Genomic DNA, 20,700 nt, shown 5'->3' with positions numbered 1-20,700 from the left:
TCCGACTTTTTTAATGGTCCGCTCCTATCTGGGCGGGCCCCAGACAGGAGAAAAGTGGCAAAACCACGCGTACACGAAATCGCCAGCGAGATGGGCGTCGATTCCAAGACCGCCCTCAAGACTCTTCAGGACATGGGCGAGTTCGTTAAGAGCGCTTCGTCGAGCGTCGAGCCCCCCGTGGCCCGTCGCCTTCGCGAGGCACTGAAGTCCAACGCCGCCGGCGGCGCGCAGCCTCAGGCTGCTGCTCCCGCGGCTTCGAAGCCGGGCGCTCCGCGTCCCGGCGGAGCGACCCCGTCAAGCGTTCGTCCGGGCAGCAAGCCAGGACCGTCCGCTCCCTCGGCACCGGCAGCCCCCGCCGAGCCGGCCAAGAAGGCCGCTCCCGCAGGCTCGTCGGCACCGACCCCCGGGCCCAAGCGCAAGCCTGAGCCAGCTCCCGCACCGGCACCGGCGGCTCCCGCCGCGCCGGCCGCTGCAGCTGCTCCTGCTCCTGCGGCTCCGGCCGCACCCGCGGCTGACGCTGGTGAGGCGAAGCCGAGCGCGCAGCGTCCCGCTGCCCCCGGTGATGCGAAGCCGGCGCAGGCAGATGGTGGCGCAAGCCCCTCGATCCCGCGTCCCCGTGGTCCCCGTCCCGGACCGCGTCCGGGCAACAACCCCTTCGCGTCGAGCCAGGGCATGGGTCGATCGCGTCCGGGCAACAACCCGTTCGCTTCCAACCAGGGCATGCGCCCAGGTGGCGGAGCAGGCGGCGGACCCCGTCCCGGTGGCGCAGGCGGACCGCGTCCGGCGAGCCCAGGCGGACCCCGCCCGGCAGCTCCGCGCCCAGGCCAGCCCCGCGTGCTCCCCGGAGCTCGTCCAGCAGGTGCAGGTCGGCCAGGCGGCCGTCCGGGCGCCGGCGGCGCCGGCGGTGGACGTCCAGGCGGCGCCCCCGGTGCAGGTGGCGGCTTCGCCCCACGCCCAGGTGGCGGTGGCGGTCGCCCAGGTGGCGGTCGCGGTCGCGGCTCGACGGCTGGTGCGTTCGGTCGCGGTGGCGGAAAGTCGAAGGCACGCAAGTCCAAGCGGACGAAGCGCGCAGAATTCGAGATGCGGGAAGCCCCGAGCGTCGGCGGCGTCAAGGTCCGTCGCGGAGACGGCAGCACGCCGATCCGTCTGCGTCGTGGCGCCTCCATCTCGGACTTCGCTGAGAAGATCGACGCCAGCCCCGGCGACCTCGTGACCGTGCTGTTCCACCTCGGTGAGATGGCCACGGCGACGGAGTCGCTCGACGAGGCGACGTTCGAGGTCCTCGGTGAGGAACTCGGCTACCGCATCCAGATCGTCAGCCCGGAAGACGAAGACCGTGAGCTCCTCGAGGGCTTCTCGATCGACCTCGACCAGGAAGCCGAGGACGAAGGCGACGACGTCCTCGAGATCCGGCCGCCGGTTGTCACCGTCATGGGTCACGTCGACCACGGAAAGACGCGCCTCCTCGACGCGATCCGCAACGCGAACGTCGTCGACGGAGAAGCGGGCGGCATCACGCAGCACATCGGTGCCTACCAGGTCTGGCACGAGCATGAGGGCATCGAACGCGCCATCACGTTCATCGACACGCCAGGTCACGAGGCCTTCACGGCCATGCGTGCCCGTGGTGCCCAGGTCACCGACATCGCGATCCTCGTGGTCGCGGCGGACGACGGCATCATGCCGCAGACGGTCGAGGCGCTCAACCACGCCCAGGCCGCGAACGTGCCGATCGTCGTCGCAGTGAACAAGGTCGACAAGGAAGACGCGAACCCGTCGAAGGTCCGCGCACAGCTGACCGAGTACGGACTCGTCGCCGAGGAGTTCGGTGGCGACACGATGTTCGTCGACGTCTCGGCCCGCAACAACGTCAACATCGACAGCCTCATCGAGGCAGTCCTGCTGACGGCAGATGCTGGTCTCGACCTGCGCGCAAACCCCAACAAGGAAGCGCGCGGTATCGCGATCGAGGCGAAGCTCGACAAGGGACGCGGTGCGGTTGCGACCGTGCTCATCCAGTCGGGAACGCTCCGAGTCGGAGACCCGATCGTGGCCGGTACGGCCTACGGTCGCGTCCGGGCGATGCTCGACGAGAACGGTCAGGTCGTCACCGAAGCTGAGCCGTCGCGCCCAGTCCAGGTGCAGGGCCTCTCGAGCGTTCCTCGCGCAGGCGACACCTTCATCGTCACGGAAGAAGACCGCACCGCGCGTCAGATCGCCGAGAAGCGTGAAGCCGTGGAGCGCAACGCCAGCCTGGCGAAGTCCCGCAAGCGCATCAGCCTCGAGGACTTCACCCGTGCACTCGAAGAGGGCAAGGTCGAGTCGCTCAACCTCATCATCAAGGGTGACGTCTCCGGTGCCGTCGAGGCACTCGAGGAGTCGCTGCTCAAGATCGATGTGGACGACTCGGTGCAGCTGCGCATCATCCACCGCGGTGTCGGCGCCATCACGGAGTCCGACGTCAACCTCGCCACGGTCGACAACGCCATCATCATCGGCTTCAACGTGCGCCCCGACACGAAGGCGCGCGAGCGCGCCGCTCGTGAAGGTGTGGATGTCCGCTTCTACTCGGTCATCTACGGGGCACTCGAGGACATCGAGAACTCGCTCAAGGGCATGCTCAAGCCCGAGTTCGAAGAGGTCCAGTCGGGTGTCGCGGAGATCCGCGAGGTGTTCCGCTCCTCCAAGTTCGGAAACATCGCCGGATGTATCGTGCGCAGCGGAACCATCACCAGGAACGCGACGGCTCGCGTCATCCGCGACGGCATCGTCATCGCGGACAACCTGGCGATCGACTCGCTCCGTCGATTCAAGGATGATGTCACCGAGGTCCGCACGGACTTCGAGTGCGGTATCGGCCTCGGCAAGTACAACGACATCCAGATCGGTGACGAGATCGAGACGACCGAGCTCGTCGAGAAGCCTCGCGTCTAGCTGTTTGACCGAGTCGCTGCGCTGAGCTGGTCTCAGCGTGGACTCGCGGGCGGGGTCCTGGCCAACTGGCCGGGGCCCCGTCTTCAGCTGCTGAGCAGTATCGACACCGCAGACGCATTTGACGCTCTGCACCAGCACACGAGAAAGTAGCCATCATGGTCGATCATTCACGGGCACTGCGACTCGCAGACCGCATCAAGGTCATCGTCGCGAAGACGCTCGAGCGCGGCGTGAAGGACCCGAGACTCGGGTTCGTCACGATCACCGACGTCCGCGTCACTGGGGACCTCCAGCACGCAACCATCTTCTACACCGTCTACGGCGACCTGAAGGAACGCCGCGACACCGCGGCGGCGCTCCGGAGCGCGACGGGCATGCTGCGCACGGAGGTGGGCAAGAACATCACCTCTCGCCTGACGCCGAGCCTGGAGTTCGTTCCCGACGCGATCCCCGAGAACGCCGACGCCATCGCCGCGTTGCTCCGCGAGGCACACGAGCGTGATGTGGCGTCGGCGCAGCAGGCGAAGACAGCGAGCTACGCCGGCGACGCTGACCCCTACGAGAAGAAGGACGAGCCAGAGGAGTCCTGAGCCTCGGCTCCGCAGCTTGGGCGCTCGCCGGCGGCTGGACGATCAGTCGCCGGCGAGCGCTATCTGCGCCTCAGCTCTGCGCACGATCAGACCGTCGTTCTGCAGTGAGGAGATGGCGCGTTCGAAGCGGGCTTCATCGAGCCCTCCCGGGGCGAGGTGGCTGCGGAGGAACTCGATCTCCACGCCGCCGGGGATGGCCCTGAGTTCTCTGAGGACGAGGCCGCGCATCTCGCGGTCCGAGCCAGCGAACTTCGCCTGCCGCTTCTTGACTGCGCTGGAGCGTGGCCGCCCTGCCGCGAACCAAGCGCAGGTGGCGACGATCGGGCACACCTCGCAGTTGGGGCGCTTGGCCGTGCAGACGAGGGCGCCGAGTTCCATCGATGCGGCGTTCCAGAGGTTCGCGGCCTGCGTCTCGCTCGGGGAGACGGCCAACATCTCCGCCGCGTCTCGGACGGCCGACGGACCCCACGGGGTCTCTTCGCCGAGGAAGGCGCGGGACAGCACTCGTCGGACGTTCGTGTCGACGACCGGTTCTGGCACGCCGTGGGCGAAGGACATGACGGCGGAAGCCGTGTACGGGCCAACCCCCGGCAGGGCGAGGAGCGCATCCCGTGTGCTCGGCACCACGCCGGCGTGCTCGGCCGTGATGGCACGTGCGCAGGCGAGCAGCCAGAGCGCGCGCCGAGGGTAGCCGAGCCGGTCCCAGAACCGCAGCACCTCAGCCTCGGATGCCTCTGCCATCGCGCCCGGCGTCGGCCACCGCTCCATGAAGTCGAGCCATTTGGGTTCGACGCGCGCGGCCTGCGTCTGCTGCAGCATGGTCTCGCTCACGAGCACTCCCCATGGGGTGGTCGTCGGCGCCCGCCACGCGAGGGCGCGCTGCTCTCGGGCGAACCAGTCGTTGACCGTCGACGTCAGGACAGTCCTCCGCAGCTCGGCGGGGGAGAGGCTCGGTTGGCCCTGCTCTCTCCCGTGGACCAGCGAGGTCAGCGCTGCGTTCACCGGGGTGGGGACGCCCTGCGCGACCCCGTGGACGACGACGGCACCGTTGAGCGCGTCGATCTCCGTGGCCTCGCCGCGTCGGATGCTCTGCAGCGTCGACGCGTAGTTGGGGGTCGCGCCGAACGCAGCGGTGAGCTCCACGGCGAGCCGGGTGTTGCGCGCCATGGTGGCCTCGGCATCCTTCGGCACTGAAGCAGCGAGCGTCGCCAGCGTCTCGTCGAGCGGCCCGAGGGCCTCGAGGTGCGCACCCTCGGCTGCGGCCACGGCGAGCAGCTCGCCGATGCTCGCGGCGAGGACCGCCGACAGATCGCCGTCCAGGCCGGTCTCCTGCACGCTGGCGCCGGTCACGGCCGGGACCGCGTTGACCTGGTTGATGAGCAGCTTGCTCCACTGCGCCGAGCGCAGGTCTCCGGTGACGACGCAGTGGACCGCGGTCTCGAGCGATCGCGCGGTCGCTGCCAGCTCTCGCGTGTCTTCGGGGGATGCCGCTCCGAGCATGAGCATTCCGGTCGCGGTGGCTTCGATCTCGTCGGGTGCCGGCCTGTTGACGGCGAAGGTGGCGAGGCCCCCGACGACGATTCCCGACCGCTGTTCGTCGGGCACGACGGAGAGCATCTGCTCGAGGGTCGACACTCCGTCGAGGCCGTTCTGCACGATCACGGTGGTGGTCGCCGCAACCATCGACAGGTGGGGCTGGACGGCCTGCTTGGTGTCCTGCGCCTTGACCGCGACGAGCACCAGGTCGAATGCCCCGCGGAGAACGGAGACCTGTTCGAAGGTCGCGCTGTGCTCCCCGAAGGCGCCCCGGAGCACGAGACGGCGTGCATGCGCCTGCTCGGCAGACTCGGGCTCGACCGGAGACCGCCGCGAGGTGAGGACGACCTCGTGGCCCGCCCTGTCCAGGAGGAGGGCCAGAGTGCCGCCCACAGCACCGACACCGATGACCGCCACTCGCATCCCGTTCTCTCCTTCGCCCGTCCCGAACCAGTCGCGTCCTGCGGTCGTCACCGCGCTCGACGACCGGGAACGAGCCTACGGGCACCATAGAATGTTGGGGACATGACGACTCCACCTCCTGGCCCGAACGGCATCCTCCTTCTCGACAAGCCGCAGGGCCCGACCAGCCACACGCTCGTCGCGACGACCAGGCGGGCGCTCGGCACGCGGAAGGTCGGCCACGCGGGCACGCTCGATCCCATGGCATCCGGACTCATGATCCTCGGCGTCGGGGGAGCGACCCGCCTGCTCACCTACTTCGTCGGCGACGACAAGGAGTACTTCGCGACGGTTCGTCTCGGCGTGTCGACGAATACCGAGGATGCCGAAGGCGAGCTTACAGCGACGGCACCGGGAGGTGCAGTCGCTGCGGTGACCCCCGAGCGCATCGAGGCGGCCATGGCCGCCCTGCGAGGCCCGATCAGTCAGATCCCGTCATCCGTCAGTGCCATCAAGGTCGACGGGGTCCGCGCGTACAAGCGGGTGCGCGACGGCGAGGAGGTCAAGCTGGCCGCGCGGGCTGTGACGATCTCCGAGCTCGAGCTGCTGGCCTCGCGGAGTGGGCTTGCCGGAGAGACGCCGGTGCTCGACCTCGACGTCCGGGTCGCCTGCTCATCCGGCACCTATATCCGCGCCCTCGCACGGGACCTCGGCGACGCACTCGGCACGGGGGCGCACCTCACCGCGCTCAGGCGCTCTCGCGTGGGTGACTTCAGCATCTCCGACGCGGTCGCGCCGGACGCCCAGGACCTCGAGCTCCGACTGCTGAGTCCTGCGGCGGCCGCACTCCGGCGCTTCCCGGCCCTCGAGGCGACCGGTCAGCAGGCCGCGGATCTTCGCAACGGCAAGAAGCTCCGAGCGGCAGACGGCACCGGAGACGGCCTGCTGGCGGCCATCGACCCGGAGGGCAGCCTCATCGGCATCGCCAGGGCATCCGCCGGCGTGCTCAAGACGGAGTTCAACATGCCGACGGGAACCGGCTCGTGATCGAGTGGTTCACGTGGGTCCTCTGCCTCGTGAGCGCGGGGGCCGGCATCCTGTGCCTCATCGCCGGCGCGAGTGGTCGCAAGCCGGGAGACGTCACGGTCGGCGCCGTCGCACTCGTGGAGCTGCTGCTCGTGGTGCAGTTCGTGATGGCGCTCATCGCGCCAGCGGCCGGCAACGAGCCAGTCGGCGACGCGCTCGAATTCTGGATGTACTGGGTCGTGGCCGTGATCATCCCCCCGGCCGCCGTCTTCTGGGGGCTGGTGGAGCGCACGAAGTGGTCGACCATCATCCTGGGCGTCGCGGCGCTCACGATCGGCGTCATGGTGTTCCGCATGCACCAGATCTGGATCGGCGCCAGCCCGTTCATCGGAGTCGCGTCGTGATGCGCGCGCGTGGATCGAACGCTGAGGGGAACGCCTATCGCGGCGCCCACGGCGCCGGTCGTGTGCTCGTCGTGGTCTACGCGGTGCTGGCGCTCGCATCGATGGGACGCAGCTCCTACCAGCTGCTGTCGAAGCTCGACGAGGCGCCCCTCGCCTACTCGCTGTCAGCCGCGGCTGCCCTCGTCTACCTGCTCGCGACCATCGCACTCGTGCGGCACGGGCGGGCGTGGAACCTCGTCGCGTGGTGCACGATCGTGTTCGAGCTCGTCGGCGTGCTCGTGGTCGGCTCGCTCACCGAGTTCCACCCGGAACTGTTCCCCTCCGATACCGTCTGGTCGGCCTTCGGGGTCGGCTACGCGTATATTCCTCTTGTGCTCCCGATCCTCGGCATCGCATGGCTCGAGACGGGACGATCGAGACGAAAGAGGGAACGTGCGGCTGTTCACTGACCTGGCCGAGCTGCCAGCGGAGCCGACGCCGAGCGCTGTGACGGTCGGCAAGTTCGACGGCGTCCACCGGGGCCACAGATGGCTGCTCTCGCGGCTCGTCGAAGAGGCCTCCGCGCGCGGAATCGAGCCGGTCGCGGTCACCTTCGACCGGCATCCGCTCTCGCTCATCAAGCCCGGCGTCGAGCCCGAGCCGATCACGTCGCTCTCGCAGAAGATCGAGCTCCTCGAGAAGACGGGCCTCAGCGCGACCCTCGTGCTGCCGTTCGACGACGAGCTCGCCGGGATGAGCCCCGAGGCGTTCGTGCGCGAGCTGCTCGTCGGCGCCCTCCACATGCGCCTCATCGTCGTGGGCAAGGACTTCCGCTTCGGCGCCAAGGGCGCAGGAGACGTCGATCTCCTGCGTGAGCTGGCCGCGACGAGCGGATTCGAGATCGTCATCGCCGACGACGAGATGGCCGAGGACGAACGCTCGCACCTCGAGCGACGTGCCTCATCGACCTGGGTTCGGGAACTGCTCGCCCTCGGTGACGTCCGTGGGGCCGCCGAGGTGCTCGGCCACCATCACTCGCTTGTCGGCGAGGTCGTGCACGGCGCCAAACGGGGCCGCGAGCTCGGGTTCCCGACGGCGAACCTGTCCCCGGAGCTCGAAGGGCTCATCCCCGCAGACGGCGTGTACGCGGGATGGTTCCGCGGCGGTGACGTCGAGGCCCCTGCCGCGATCTCCATCGGCAACAACCCCACGTTCGACGGCGTGCCTCGCAAGCAGGTCGAGGCGCACCTCATCGGTGAAACCGTCGACCTCTACGGACTCGTCGCAGAACTCGAGTTCGTCGAACGCATCCGAGGCATGGAGAAGTTCGACAGCATCGAAGCGCTGAAGGACCGCATGGCCCTCGACGTCGAAGAAGCTGCCGAGACGCTCGGCGGGAGCTACGTCGTCTGACTCGGCTGCTCGTCGAGCGTGACCTCGCGACCGAAGAGCCTCAGCACGATGCGCGCGGCGGTGGCCTCGAGCACGGGTCCCTTGTCGCCGATCTGCCAGCGTGCGTCCGTGGCGCGGAGGCGGTTGCGCTTGGCGAGCGACGCCGCCGAGGTCAGCGGGACCCGTGTTCGGACGAGTGCGACCGCGCTCGTCGACCGCGGGCTGAGACGGATGCGCAGGCCAAGCGCCTCGGTCATGTCGTAGGTGTGGACGACGGCTTCCGTGAGCTCGGAGATTCCCGCGCGGTTCGGCGAGACCACCTTCTCGGCGGCGATCGCACGGATGCGAGCGACGAGCTCGTCGGTCGGGGCCGCGCCCTCGCGCTTGGCGACGTCGTCGAGGTAGGAGTCCACGCGCAGCCCGTTGCGCAGCACGCCTCGGGAGGCGTCGCGGAGGAGCGTCGAGGTGGGGGAGCCGAGTCGCCAGGTGAGGTGCCCCGCGACGTCACGGACGCTCCACCCCTCGCACTTGCTCGGCGAGTCCCACTGCTCAGGGGTCAGGCCGGCGAGGAGAGCTGCAGTGCGGTCGAGCGTCGTCGCGATGTGAGCGCTCCAGTCGCCTGCGACCCGCTTCGACGGCGTGAAGTACGGCCGGTCGGGATCTGGGAAGGGGCGTTGAGGCACCTGACGATTATCGCACCAGAGCGGAGTCTGTGCGGGGCAACGACACGTCGTTCCCGAGTCGAAACCTGCGGGTCGCCTGGCGTACACTGTGATCGCCGGTGCCTGAGGGAATCTGAACTCTCCTCGTCACCTGCATGACATCCGGGAGCTCGTCACTCGAGTGGGCCGAGGCCCGCCTCACTGCCGGTCGCCGCGTTCGGCGCCGATGCTGCGACCTCCGCCCGGCTCAACTTCCCGATCCCTGCCACGTTGCATAAGGAGGGGCATGTCTCGTAGGACACGCGCCCAAGCCGGCGGTCGCGCCGGCGTTCACACGCCGCCGCGGAACCGCAAGCCGGTCGATAACACCGGCGTCATCCCACAGCTCGCGAAGGCGGCACGGGAGGTCGAGGCCTCGGCGCAGCGCGGCAAGGTCTCGCCGTCGAATCGCACCAAGTTCCAGGTCATCGCGCTGCTGATGCGCGAGGAGCGCGCGAAGGCCAAGGAGACCAGCGAGCTCAGCGAGCATGACCGTGCAGAGGCGCTCAAGCGCCTCGACGGCCTCGCCTCGATCCTCGCCAAGACCGCTGCGCGCGACACCTCGCTCATCAGCCTCCTCGAGCCCGGCGCTCCGGTCAGCGAAGCAGCGAAGGCGCTGCGCAAGCAGATGCTCTTCGCCGGTGGCATCGAGATGGTGGTCGACGAGCAGCCAGAGCCCGAGGCCCAGGCCGAGAAGCTGCCGCCGGAGATCGCGCAGCGACAGGTCCTTCCCGGCTCCGTCAAGGCGCGCACCCGATCGAACCCGTTCCTGGCGCCAGTGCTCACGAGCGTCAACTCCACAGCTCCGCACTACTCGAGACTGTCCAACTGGGAGCTCCTCGGCCCGCTCCTCCGCGCGTTCGAGACGGGCGCAGGCGGGAACGCGGCCTCGATGGAGCTGCCTCCTGCTCCCCGCTGGGACCGCATCTCGCCTCCAGGCCAGGAGCTCATGGATCACCAGGCGAGGCTGCTCGCGAGCGTCGCCGACGGGCACCGGGCCTACCTGCTCGCGGACGAGCCCGGGCTCGGCAAGACGGCGCAGGCGCTGCTCGCCGCGTCGGTCGCCGAGGCGTACCCGCTGCTCTGCGTCGTCCCGAACGTCGTGAAGACGAACTGGGCGCGAGAGGTCCAGCGCTGGACCCCGAACCGTCGGGTCACGGTCATCTCCGGAGACGGTCAGGGCATCGACGCCTTCGCCGATGTCTTCGTGGTCAACTACGAGATCCTCGACCGCCACCTCGGCTGGCTCACGTCGCTCGGCTTCAAGGGCATGGTGCTCGACGAGGCGCACTTCATCAAGAACCTGCAGTCGCAGCGGTCGCGGCTCGTCATGCAGCTCGCGAACAGCATCAGGGCTCGCGTGCCCGGCGCCGACCCGCTGCTCATGGCGCTCACCGGAACGCCGCTCATCAACGACGTCGATGACTTCAAGGCGATCTGGCAGTTCCTCGGCTGGCTCGAAGGCGACAGGCCCTCGCAGCTGCTGCTCGACCGTCTCGACGAGACGGGCCTCGTGCCCAGCGATCCCGGCTTCCTGGCGGCGGCACGGCAGGCGGTCATCGATCTCGGGATCGTCCGCAGGCGCAAGATCGACGTGGCCGCGGATCTTCCGGCGAAGCGCGTCGTGGACATGCCCGTCGAGCTCGACTCGGATGAGGGCAGGAGCATTCGCGCAGCGGAGGCGGCGCTCGTCTCGCGTCTGCTCGAGCGGTACCGCCGGATGGCGGCCGCTGCCGGGCTCGAGCCCGGCGCCGTCGACCTGGATCGCGTTCGCATGATCGCCCGCCAGGAGGTCGAGGAGTCGAAGGCCTCGTCGACGGGAGCCAGCATCTTCACGATGCTCCGCACCATCGGCGCGGCGAAGGCCCGGCTCGCGGCTGAGTACGCCGGCCAGATCGCTCGCTCTGCGGGCAAGGTCGTGTTCTTCGCCAAGCACATCGAGGTCATGGATGCGGCGGAGCGGACGTTCGCGGAGAACGAGATCTCCTCGGTCTCCATCCGAGGCGACCAGACCTCGGCAGCGCGACAGGCCGCGATCGACGCCTTCCAGAACGACCCGAGCGTGCAGGTCGTCGTCTGCTCGCTCCTGGCCGCTGGAGTCGGGTTGAACCTGCAGGCGGCGTCCGACGTGGTGCTCGCCGAGCTCAGCTGGACTGCCGCGGAGCAGACCCAGGCCATCGACCGCGTGCACCGCATCGGCCAGGAAGAGCCGGTCACCGCGTGGCGCATCGTCGCGGCGCAGACCATCGACGCGCGCATCGCCGAGCTCATCGACAACAAGCAGGGCCTCGCCCTGCGTGCCCTCGAGGGAATCGACGCTGGCGAGCTGTCGGCTGACAGCATCCAGGTGGATGCGCTCGCGAGTCTTCTCGAGGCGGCGATCCGAGGAGCGCGTCGGCAGTAGGCTGAGGTCAGCGCGGAAACTCAGACGACGAAGTTGGAGGACCATCAGGTCATGTCAGAAACGCAGGAATTCCGTGTCGAACGCGACTCGCTCGGCGAGATGCGGATCCCCGCAGGTGCCTACTGGGGTGTGAACACCGCCCGCGCGCTGGAGAACTTCTCGATCAGTCGACGTCAGATCAGCGTGTACCCGGACTTCATCGTCGCCTACGCGCAGGTCAAGCAGGCCGCAGCGCGCGCCAACCTCGAGATCGGCGTGCTCGACCAGGAGCGCTCGTGGCTCATCGATCGCGCGTGCCAGGACATCATCGACGGCAAGCTGCACGAGGAATTCGTGGTCGGCGTCATCCAGGGCGGTGCCGGGACGAGCACCAACATGAATGTCAACGAGGTCATCGCGAACCGCGCGCTCGAGCTCGCCGGTCGCGAGTTCGGAGATTACGAGTTCCTCTCCCCGAACGACCACGTGAACCGATCGCAGTCCACGAACGACACGTACCCGAGTGCGGTCAAGGTCGCGCTCGTCCACGCGACCGAGCGTCTCATCGACGAGTTCACGCTGCTGCAGAACGCGTTCCGCGTGAAGGGCAGCGAGTTCAAGCACATCCTGAAGATCGGCCGCACGCAGCTCCAGGATGCCGTGCCGATGACGCTGGGCCAGGAGTTCAGCGGCTTCTCCACGACCATCGGCGAGGACATCCAGCGCCTCCGCGACGTGCTGCCGCTGCTGCTCGAGCTCAACCTCGGTGCGACGGCGATCGGGACCGGCATCACGGCTGAGGCGAGCTACGCGTCCGCCGTCATGCGCCAGCTCCGCAAGATCACGGGCTACAACGACCTGCAGACGGCGCACGACCTCATCGAGGCCACGAGCGACACCGGCGTGTTCATGTCGCTCTCGAGCGTCATCAAGCGCACCGCGATGAAGCTGTCGAAGATCTGCAACGACCTCCGGCTGCTGTCCTCCGGCCCACAGGCTGGCCTCGGCGAGATCAACCTTCCGGCGCGGCAGGCTGGCTCCTCGATCATGCCCGGCAAGGTCAACCCGGTCATCCCCGAGGCGGTCAATCAGGTCGCGTTCGTCATCGCGGGGGCGGATGTCACGGTCTCCATGGCATCCGAGGCTGGGCAGCTGCAGCTCAACGCGTTCGAGCCCGTCATGCTCCACACGCTCATGCAGAACTCCGCCTGGCTCCGCCGCGCCGCGCGCACCCTGCGCGTGAACTGCATCGACGGCATCACCGCCAACGAGGAGCTGCTCGCGTCCCGCGTCTCCAGCTCCGTCGGCGTGGTCACGGCCCTCACGCCCTACATCGGCTACTCGGAGGCGTCGAAGCTCGCCAAGGAGGCCCTCACCACCAAGTCGACCATCGCCGACCTGGTCGTCGAACGCGGGCTCCTGAGCCGGGAGGAAGTCACGAGCATCCTCTCGCCCGAGCGGCTCTCCGGCATCCAGGCCGTCACGAGCGCCATCCCGATCATCACGCAGGCGCAGGCCACGGCTCTCGAGGACAGCCTCGACCGCGCCGATCTGCGTGACTTCTCCTAACGCTGCCGGCGTCCGCCCGTAGCGGGCGTCACCACAGCAGAACGGCCCCTCCGGTGCAGTGCACCGGAGGGGCCGTTTCGTTCCCTGCGCTGTCGGTCGGGGCCGCGTGAGCCGCAGCGCACGACCGAGAGCGAGCTACTCGGGGCGCTTGCCTTCGGGGTCCTGCTCCGGCGTCGACTCGCCCTCGACGGCAGCATGGCGTGGCGAGCTCGTGTCACCGGGGGAGAACATGGCGTCTGCGTCGTCGTCCTCGAACGTCTCGAGGACATCTTCGCGGGCCTGACCGGCTCGCACCAGCGTCTGCACCTGTGACTCGATGCTCTTCTCGACTTCTTCCTCGACCCGACGCTTGACGTCGTCGAAACCATCGTCGACGCGCTTGCGCATCTCGTCGAGCTGCTCGTCGACGCGCCGACGCATGTCCTCCAGCTGGGTATCGCTGCGGCGGCGCAGGTCTTCAGCGGACACCGTCATCCGCTCCGCGAAGGCCTTCGACCTGCCGCCGATGTCTTTCGCGACCTCTTCCGCGTGCACTCGACTCGTGCTGATCCCAGCGATGAAGCCGACAGTGGCACCGAGAAGAAATCCGAGACGCATCATGCTTCTAATCTACCGTGCGCTGAGCCCGGACGACTGGTCGTTCGCCTGACCCGCGTCCGCTTGGCTATGCTGACCGCAGCGAGCCGACGAGGCGGGGAGACCCGTGCGCGCCGCGAGGCCCGAATGTCTCTGCTTCGGGCAGCCACCCCCAATGCACGGAGGACCATCGATGAGCAGTGCCACGTCAGTCGCGCCGAAGCGGCGCAGAAGGCTGACTCGGGGCAGGCTCACCTGGCTGCTTCTGCTGGGCTTCGCGGTGCTGCTCTCCGTCGGGGTCGTCGCCTGGCTCTTCAGCGAGCTGCGCTTCGCCGCGCTCACGATGGCGATACCCGCTCTCGTGCCCCTCGGGCTCGTCCTCACGGCTGTCTGGTGGCTCGACCGCTGGGAGCCAGAGCCGCGGATCCTGCTCGCCTTCGGACTGTTCTGGGGTGCAGGGGCCTCGGTCGTCGGGACTCTCGTCACCGGCGGCATGATGCTCGATGTCGCCCGCTCGTACCTGGCAACCGAGGGTGCCGTGAGCAAGTTCTCCGTGCTGATCCAGTCGCCGATCTCCGAGGAGTCCATCAAGGCCGTCGGCCTGTTCCTCATCCTGATCTTCGCGCGGAGGCACTTCGACAGCCCGCTCGACGGCTTCAGCTACGCGGCCGTCATCGGCGCAGGCTTCGCCTTCACGGAGAACATCATCTACTTCTCCCAGGCCGCGGAATCGGCTTCGGGCTTCGCGTCGACGTTCATCGTGCGCGGCATCCTCTCGCCGTTCGCGCACGCACTCTTCACCGGCATCACCGGCATGGCCATCGGCTGGGGAGCCCGCAGAGGCGGCTGGCGGCGGCCGATCCTCATGGGCCTCGGCGGGCTCGTCATCGCGATCCTCGCTCATGCCTTCTGGAACGGCGGAAGCCTGCTCATCCTCCCGCTGCTCGGAGTCGACCCGAGCAATCAGTTCGGCTGGCTCATCTTCTACCTCGTCGTGCAGCTGCCCATCTTCCTGCTGCTGGCCTGGTTCCTCGTCAAGCTGCACGACCGCGACCGCCTCATCATCGTCGACCGTCTGGGCGAGTACGCGGATGCCGGATGGTTCACGACATCGGAGGTCGCGATGATCGGGGACTGGAGCGCGCGCGAGCAGGCGTTCGCGTGGGCCAAGTCCGTGAGCCCCGAGGCCGACCGCGCGATGCGCGGCTTCGTCCAGGACGCGTCGAGGCTCGCCTTCGCCCGCGAGCACGCCAGGGTCAACAAGCGAGACCCGAATCGGAGAGTCGTGGAGAAGCGCATGCTCGACCGCGTCAAGGAGCACCGTTCGCAGCTCGCGGCCTTCGGCGCGGCCGGACCCAGGGTGGCCACCTCGTGACCGGACCCATGCACGCGGACGGGCGTTGGGGCGCACCAGCCGGTCAGCGCCAGATCGACCCCCAGTTCGTGCTCCCGCAGGCCCCCACGAAGGGTGAGCTGGCGATGCGCATCACGACGATCGTCGTCATGTGCCTGGCCGCGCTCATCATCGCCGTCGTCCTGTTCCTCGCGTATCTCGGCAGCAGCGACGTCGTGCTCCTCGGCAGCGTGCTCGCCGCGCTCGTCCCGCTCTTCGTCGTGTGGATGGTCGTGTGGCTCATCGACCGGTGGGAGCCCGAGCCGCGCATCCTGCTCATCGGCGCCGTGTTCTGGGGAGGCGGCATCGCGGTCGGTGGCGCGCTGCTCACGGGCCTGGTCCGCGAGGTCCTCCTTCCGGGAGCCCTGCCCGCCTGGTGGGGCCCATCCGTCGAGGCGCCCGTCGGCGAGGAGATCTGGAAGGGCCTCGGTCTCGTCGTCATCTACGCAGTCGCGCGTCGTCACTTCAACGGACCGACGGACGGCCTCGTCTACGGAGCTCTGCTCGGCGCGGGCTTCGCGTTCACGGAGAACATCCTCTACTTCTCCTCGATGTGGCAGGAAGCAGGGGTCGGGGGCTTCGTCGCCCAGTACTTCATCCGGGGCATTGCCCTGCCGCTGCTGCACCCGATGTGCGTCTCGCTGACCGGCATCGGAATGGGCATCGGCGCCCGTCGCGGTGGCTGGGGCTCGGCGCTCGGCGGCTTCGCACTGGGTCTCATCCCCGCGATGGCCCTTCACGCGCTCTGGAACGTCGGCTCGGGTCTCGTGCAGCAGTCTGCTGGCATCCTGGGGCTCATCGCGTTCTTCGCGCTGGTCATGGTGCCGATCTTCCTCGCCTGGATCGTGACGATCCTCCTCCTGCGACGGAAGGATGCCCGCATCATCGTGGAGCGCCTGTCCGAGTACGCCGCTGTCGGCTGGTACTCGCAGGCCGAGATCAGGATGCTCTCCACGATGCGCGGCCGATCGAGCGCGAGGTCCTGGGCGCGCCGGTCCGGGAAGCGCGCGGACAAGGCCATGCGCGACTTCATCACCGAGTCCACGCGTCTCGCGAGCGTCCGGCACCAGGTCGTCCTCGACCCGAATCGCACGAGCAAGCTGCTCGACGAACGGCTCCTGCTCCGGCATCTCGGGGAGCTCCGAGGCGAGCTGATCCAGGCACAGGCACAGGTACACGCACAGCCGCAGATGCAGCCGCAGACACAGCCGCACGGCGCGTCATCCGGGACTCGTCCAGGCTCCGGCGCTTGGATGTAGAGCATGACAAACACTGATCGCACCAAGCCAGAAGTCGACTTCCCGGGTGGAGAGGCACCAGCAGAGCTGGTCATCGAGGACATCATCGTGGGCGACGGGGCAGTCGCGGAGCCGTCCTCGACGGTCGACGTGCACTACCTCGGCGTCGAGTTCGAGTCCGGCGAGGAGTTCGACTCCTCGTGGAACCGGGGCGAGTCGGTCAACTTCCCGCTGAAGGCGCTTGTGCGCGGCTGGCAGGAAGGCATCCCGGGCATGCAGGTCGGCGGCCGCCGCAAGCTCGTCCTCCCGCCGCACCTCGCCTACGGCGCCGCTGGCGGAGGGCACCCGCTCTCCGGCAAGACGCTGGTCTTCATCATCGACCTGCTGGGCGTGAGCTGACCCCTCCCGATCTGCTATGCTCTTTCGGTTGCCGTGAAACGGCCGCGGATGAAGAGAGCTCGCACATTGTGTGCCGAGCGCCGCGCAACGAAAGAGAAGGGGGTCTGTCAATGGCACTAAGCGCTGAGGGCAAGAAGGCCATCATCGAAGAGTACGCAACGCACCCGGGTGACACTGGTTCCCCTGAAGTTCAGGTTGCCATCCTCACCACGCGAATCAAGGAGCTCACCGAGCACCTCAAGGAGCACAAGCACGACCACCACTCGCGTCGTGGTCTCCTCCTGCTTGTGGGTCAGCGTCGTCGTCTGCTCGGCTACCTCGCCGACGTCGACATCTCGCGTTACCGTTCGCTCATCGAGCGACTCGGCCTTCGCCGCTAAGCACTTTCTGCGAAGAGCCCCTGCCATCGGCAGGGGCTCTTTTCGCGTGCAGCGGCGCCTGGTCGTCCACATGGGGCCCAGGCGTGGAAGCCCCGGCGCTAGGCTGAGCGACATGGCAGCCTCTCGAACTCCAGCAAAGCCGCACGCAGACGCCAAGGGTCAGACGAAGGCCTCGGAATCGGGCAATGACGCCCGCGTGGAGGCCGGCGCATCGGACTCCACCTCGACGAGTCGCGCTCGGAAGCAGGGCGCAGGCTCTCAGGCCGCGTACCGCCTCAACCGGGCGGGCATCCCGGACATGACCCCGGAGGTGGACGAACTCGCCGAGCTGCGCGACGAGGACCCGCTTGGCGAGGCCTGGCGCCACGGCTACCCCTACGACGCCAAGCTGCCGCGCAAGGAGTACGAGAAGCAGAAGCGCGCGGTGCAGATCGAGCTCCTGAAGCTCCAGACCTGGATCAAGGAGACGGGGCAGAAGGTCGTCATCATCTTCGAGGGCCGGGACGCGGCAGGCAAGGGTGGTGCGATCAAGCGCTTCATGGAGCACCTGAACCCTCGCGGTGCTCGCACCGTCGCGCTCGAGAAGCCGACGGAGAAGGAGCAGACGCAGTGGTACTTCCAGCGATACGTCGAGCATCTGCCCTCTGGAGGCGAGATCGTCCTGCTGGATCGCTCCTGGTACAACCGTGCGGGCGTCGAGCGCGTCATGGGGTACTGCACCCCGACCGAGTACCTCGAATTCACGCGTTCCGCTCCCGAGTTCGAGCGCATGCTCGTCAACTCCGGCACGACCATCATCAAATTCTGGTTCTCGGTCGGTCGGGCGGAGCAGCTCGCGCGCTTCGCGGCCCGTCGCGACGACCCGGTGCGCCAGTGGAAGCTGAGCCCGACCGACCTCGCGTCTCTCGACAAGTGGGACGAGTACAGCGAAGCCAAGGAGGCGATGTTCTTCTACACGGACACCGCCGAATCGCCGTGGACGGTGGTCAAGTCGAACGACAAGAAGCGGGCGAGGCTCGAGGCCATGCGCTACGTCCTCTCCCAGTTCGACTACCCCTCGAAGGACGAGAGCATCGCGCACGCTGCTGACAAGAAGATCGTCGGGTCGCCGAGCAAGCTCTACGACGAGGGGGAGAAGCCGACGGGGGAGTTCCCTCTCGTGAAGGAGCTCCCTCGCCCGTCTCGCAAGAAGTAGGGGCGCCCGTGCGGCACTCGCCGCACGGGTTCCAGCTGCTCGTCGCCCTCCGCTGGTAGAGTCAGCAGCGCAATCATTCAAGACACGCGGGGCGGCGAGTAGCTGGTCCTCGGTGGTGGGTTCCTGTCGATGCGCTAGAGGCGCTCATTCGGCAGTGGTCTTCTACTGACGATCAGCCCGGGAAGACCCGGTCGCGCTTGCCCTTCGCGTGCACACACGCAGAAGGAGGAGACCTCTTGGAAGGTCCCGAAATCAAGTTCTCTGAAGTCGTTCTCGACAACGGCAAGCACGGCCAGCGCAAGATCCGCTTCGAAGCAGGGCGTCTCGCCCAGCAGGCGCAGGGCTCTGCCGTCGCCTACCTCGACGACGAGACGATGCTGCTGTCGGCAACGAGCATCTCGAAGAACCCGAAGGAGAACTTCGACTTCTTCCCGCTCACGATCGATGTCGAAGAGCGCAGCTACGCCGCCGGCAAGATCCCCGGATCGTTCTTCCGTCGTGAGGGACGCCCGTCGACGGAGGCCATCCTGGTCTGCCGCCTCATCGACCGGCCGTTGCGCCCCTCGTTCGTCAAGGGCCTCCGCAACGAGGTCCAGGTCGTCGTGACGGTGCTCTCGATCGCTCCCGGTGAGTTCTACGACGCCCTCGCGATCAACGCGGCTTCGCTGTCCTCGCAGCTCAGCGGTGTGCCGTTCTCCGGCCCCATCGCCGGTGTCCGCCTCGCGCTCATCGACGGCCAGTGGGTCGCGTTCCCCAAGTTCGAGCAGCTCGCCGATGCCGTCTTCGACCTGACGGTCGCCGGCCGTCTCGTCACGAAGGCCGACGGCACCGAGGACATCGCCATCATGATGGTCGAGGCCGAAGCCACCGAGCACGCGTGGGGCCTCATCCAGGCCGGCGCGCAGAAGCCCGACGAGGCTGTCGTCGCACAGGGCCTCGAGGCTTCCAAGCCGTTCCTCACGCAGCTCGTGAAGGCACAGCAGGAGCTCGCAGACCAGGCCGCGAAGCCCGTCGTCGAGTACCCGGTCTTCCTCCCGTACACGCAGGAGGCCCTCGACGCGGTCACTGCCATCGCGCACGACGGACTCGTCGACGTGTACCAGATCGCCGGCAAGATCGAGCGCCAGGATGCTGACGACGCGCTCAAGGCCAGCGTCAAGGAGCAGATCGCCGCGAAGATCGAAAGCGGAGAGCTCGACGCCTCCGTCGCCGGTCAGGTGTCGGCCGCCTACAAGACCGTCACGAAGGACGTCGTCCGCGGACGCATCCTCCGTGAGGGCAAGCGCATGGACGGTCGCGGCGTCGCCGACATCCGTCAGCTCGATGCAGAGGTCGACGTCGTGCCACGCGTGCACGGATCGGCGATCTTCCAGCGCGGCGAGACGCAGATCCTCGGCGTCACCACGCTGAACATGCTCAAGCTCGAGCAGCAGATCGACTCGCTCTCGCCGATCACGTCGAAGCGCTACCTGCACCACTACAACTTCCCGCCGTACTCGACGGGTGAGACCGGACGCGTCGGCTCGCCGAAGCGTCGCGAGATCGGGCACGGCTTCCTCGCCGAGCGCGCCATCGTCCCGGTTCTCCCGAGCCGCGAGGAGTTCCCCTACGCGATCCGTCAGGTCTCGGAAGCGCTCAGCTCCAACGGCTCCACGTCGATGGGCTCCGTCTGCGCCTCCACCCTGTCGCTGCTCAACGCCGGTGTGCCGCTGCGCGCTCCTGTCGCGGGCATCGCCATGGGTCTCGTGTCCGACGAGGTCGACGGCGAGACGCGCTACGCGGCGCTCACCGACATCCTCGGCGCAGAAGACGCGCTCGGCGACATGGACTTCAAGGTCGCCGGTACCGCGGAGTTCGTCACGGCCATCCAGCTGGACACGAAGCTCGACGGAATCCCGACGTCGGTTCTCGATGGCGCCCTGACGCAGGCTCGCGATGCTCGCATCCAGATCCTCGACAAGGCCATCAACGCCGTCATCGACACGCCGGACGAGCTCGCTGCCACGGCACCGCGCATCATCTCGGTCCGCGTTCCGATCGACAAGATCGGCGAGGTGATCGGGCCAAAGGGCAAGGTCATCAACCAGATCCAGGACGACACCGGAGCCGACATCTCCATCGAGGACGACGGCACCGTGTACATCGGCGCTGTCGACGGTCCGTCCGCCGAGGCCGCTCGTGCAGCGGTCAACGCCATCGCGAACCCGACGAACCCTGAGGTCGGCGAGCAGTACCTGGGAACGGTCGTCAAGATCGCATCCTTCGGTGCCTTCGTCTCCCTGCTCCCGGGCAAGGACGGCCTGCTGCACATCTCCGAGGTGCGCAAGCTCGCCGGTGGCAAGCGCGTCGAGAACGTCGAAGACGTGCTCGGCGTCGGCCAGAAGATCCTCGTCGAGATCACGAAGGTCGACGACCGCGGCAAGCTGTCGCTCGCACCCGTGCTCGAGGAGGCAGCTGCAGAAGAGGGCGTCGCTCTCGAGGCAGGCGCTGAGTAGCTCAGCCCACCTCTGTTCTGAAGGGCCCCGCGCATCCGTGCGCGGGGCCCTTTGGCGTCTCGCGAGGTCTCGAGCCGCTGGGAGTTGTCTCGCGGCTGACGCCGGGAC

At 67.9% G+C, this 20,700-nt stretch carries 17 protein-coding genes; 14 read left to right on the top strand and 3 right to left on the bottom strand.

Going from position 1 to position 20,700, the window contains the following annotated elements; translation table 11 throughout:
* Positions 1–54: 54 nt before the first annotated feature.
* Together infB and rbfA are read left to right on the top strand one after the other, a co-directional pair.
* Positions 55–2,934, top strand: coding sequence for a translation initiation factor IF-2 (gene infB / locus C5B99_RS09410; protein WP_104241474.1), 2,880 nt, complete (start codon positions 55–57; stop codon positions 2,932–2,934).
* A 155-nt stretch (positions 2,935–3,089) separates the two neighbouring features.
* Positions 3,090–3,524 carry a 30S ribosome-binding factor RbfA gene (gene rbfA, locus C5B99_RS09405; RefSeq protein WP_104241473.1) on the top strand — a complete coding sequence of 145 codons (435 nt, stop codon included), beginning with the start codon at positions 3,090–3,092 and terminating at the stop codon, positions 3,522–3,524.
* Positions 3,525–3,566: 42 nt separating this feature from the next.
* On the opposite strand, the gene C5B99_RS09400 is transcribed toward rbfA, so the two are convergent.
* Positions 3,567–5,534 (bottom strand): 2-dehydropantoate 2-reductase, encoded by a 1,968-nt coding sequence (locus tag C5B99_RS09400; RefSeq protein ID WP_104241472.1) that lies wholly within the window; start codon positions 5,532–5,534, stop codon positions 3,567–3,569.
* Positions 5,535–5,585: 51 nt separating this feature from the next.
* Here C5B99_RS09400 and truB point away from each other — a divergent pair, with 51 nt between their 5' ends.
* Genes truB through C5B99_RS09380 form a run of 4 tightly spaced genes read left to right on the top strand, consistent with a single transcriptional unit; the run spans position 5,586 to position 8,284 of the window.
* Entirely contained in the window at positions 5,586–6,509 is a 924-nt protein-coding gene (gene truB / locus C5B99_RS09395; RefSeq protein ID WP_104241471.1) for a tRNA pseudouridine(55) synthase TruB, read from the top strand.
* Entirely contained in the window at positions 6,506–6,892 is a 387-nt protein-coding gene (locus C5B99_RS09390) for a hypothetical protein (protein ID WP_104241470.1), read from the top strand. The genes truB and C5B99_RS09390 overlap by 4 nt, the downstream gene beginning before the upstream one ends.
* Positions 6,892–7,341, top strand: a complete 450-nt coding sequence (locus C5B99_RS09385; RefSeq protein ID WP_104241469.1) for a hypothetical protein — start codon at positions 6,892–6,894, stop codon at positions 7,339–7,341. Before C5B99_RS09390 ends, C5B99_RS09385 begins: the two co-directional genes overlap by 1 nt.
* The gene (locus C5B99_RS09380; RefSeq protein ID WP_104241468.1) at positions 7,325–8,284 is read left to right on the top strand and encodes a bifunctional riboflavin kinase/FAD synthetase; all 960 of its coding nucleotides are present in this window, start codon (positions 7,325–7,327) and stop codon (positions 8,282–8,284) included. The genes C5B99_RS09385 and C5B99_RS09380 overlap by 17 nt, the downstream gene beginning before the upstream one ends.
* On the opposite strand, the gene C5B99_RS09375 is transcribed toward C5B99_RS09380, so the two are convergent.
* Positions 8,272–8,946, bottom strand: coding sequence for a maleylpyruvate isomerase family mycothiol-dependent enzyme (locus tag C5B99_RS09375; protein ID WP_104298641.1), 675 nt, complete (start codon positions 8,944–8,946; stop codon positions 8,272–8,274). The two genes, C5B99_RS09380 and C5B99_RS09375, sit on opposite strands and share 13 nt — an antisense overlap.
* 265 nt (positions 8,947–9,211) lie before the next feature.
* On the opposite strand from C5B99_RS09375, the gene C5B99_RS09370 reads away from it, so the two are divergent.
* Together C5B99_RS09370 and C5B99_RS09365 are read left to right on the top strand one after the other, a co-directional pair.
* Positions 9,212–11,368, top strand: coding sequence for a DEAD/DEAH box helicase (locus C5B99_RS09370; protein WP_104241466.1), 2,157 nt, complete (start codon positions 9,212–9,214; stop codon positions 11,366–11,368).
* Between the two features lie 51 nt (positions 11,369–11,419).
* Positions 11,420–12,916: an aspartate ammonia-lyase gene (locus C5B99_RS09365; RefSeq protein ID WP_104241465.1), complete on the top strand. Its 1,497-nt coding sequence runs from the start codon at positions 11,420–11,422 to the stop codon at positions 12,914–12,916.
* A gap of 135 nt (positions 12,917–13,051) precedes the next feature.
* Here C5B99_RS09365 and C5B99_RS09360 read toward each other — a convergent pair whose 3' ends face one another.
* Complete coding sequence (locus C5B99_RS09360) at positions 13,052–13,516, bottom strand: hypothetical protein (protein ID WP_104241464.1); 465 nt, start codon at positions 13,514–13,516, stop codon at positions 13,052–13,054.
* 169 nt (positions 13,517–13,685) lie between these two features.
* Between C5B99_RS09360 and C5B99_RS09355 the strand changes: the two genes are divergently transcribed.
* From C5B99_RS09355 to C5B99_RS09330, 6 genes are all read left to right on the top strand, one after another.
* Complete coding sequence (locus C5B99_RS09355; RefSeq protein WP_181059287.1) at positions 13,686–14,867, top strand: PrsW family intramembrane metalloprotease; 1,182 nt, start codon at positions 13,686–13,688, stop codon at positions 14,865–14,867.
* A complete protein-coding gene (locus C5B99_RS09350) occupies positions 14,864–16,144 on the top strand; it encodes a PrsW family intramembrane metalloprotease (RefSeq protein ID WP_146081974.1) in 1,281 nt (426 codons plus the stop codon). Before C5B99_RS09355 ends, C5B99_RS09350 begins: the two co-directional genes overlap by 4 nt.
* Before the next feature lie 3 nt (positions 16,145–16,147).
* Entirely contained in the window at positions 16,148–16,522 is a 375-nt protein-coding gene (locus tag C5B99_RS09345) for an FKBP-type peptidyl-prolyl cis-trans isomerase (RefSeq protein WP_068480291.1), read from the top strand.
* A 110-nt stretch (positions 16,523–16,632) separates the two neighbouring features.
* On the top strand, positions 16,633–16,902 hold the full coding sequence (rpsO, locus tag C5B99_RS09340) for a 30S ribosomal protein S15 (RefSeq protein WP_104241461.1): 270 nt from the start codon (positions 16,633–16,635) through the stop codon (positions 16,900–16,902).
* A 112-nt stretch (positions 16,903–17,014) separates the two neighbouring features.
* Positions 17,015–18,097: a polyphosphate kinase 2 gene (ppk2, locus tag C5B99_RS09335; protein ID WP_104241460.1), complete on the top strand. Its 1,083-nt coding sequence runs from the start codon at positions 17,015–17,017 to the stop codon at positions 18,095–18,097.
* Between the two features lie 236 nt (positions 18,098–18,333).
* The gene (locus C5B99_RS09330; protein ID WP_104241459.1) at positions 18,334–20,592 is read left to right on the top strand and encodes a polyribonucleotide nucleotidyltransferase; all 2,259 of its coding nucleotides are present in this window, start codon (positions 18,334–18,336) and stop codon (positions 20,590–20,592) included.
* Positions 20,593–20,700: the final 108 nt, after the last annotated feature.

The sequence above is a fragment of the Pseudoclavibacter sp. Z016 genome (assembly GCF_002931215.1).
Taxonomy (GTDB): Bacteria; Actinomycetota; Actinomycetes; order Actinomycetales; family Microbacteriaceae; genus Pseudoclavibacter.
Note: the sequence above shows the minus strand (reverse complement) of the source record. Positions and strands in the feature narration are given on the sequence as shown.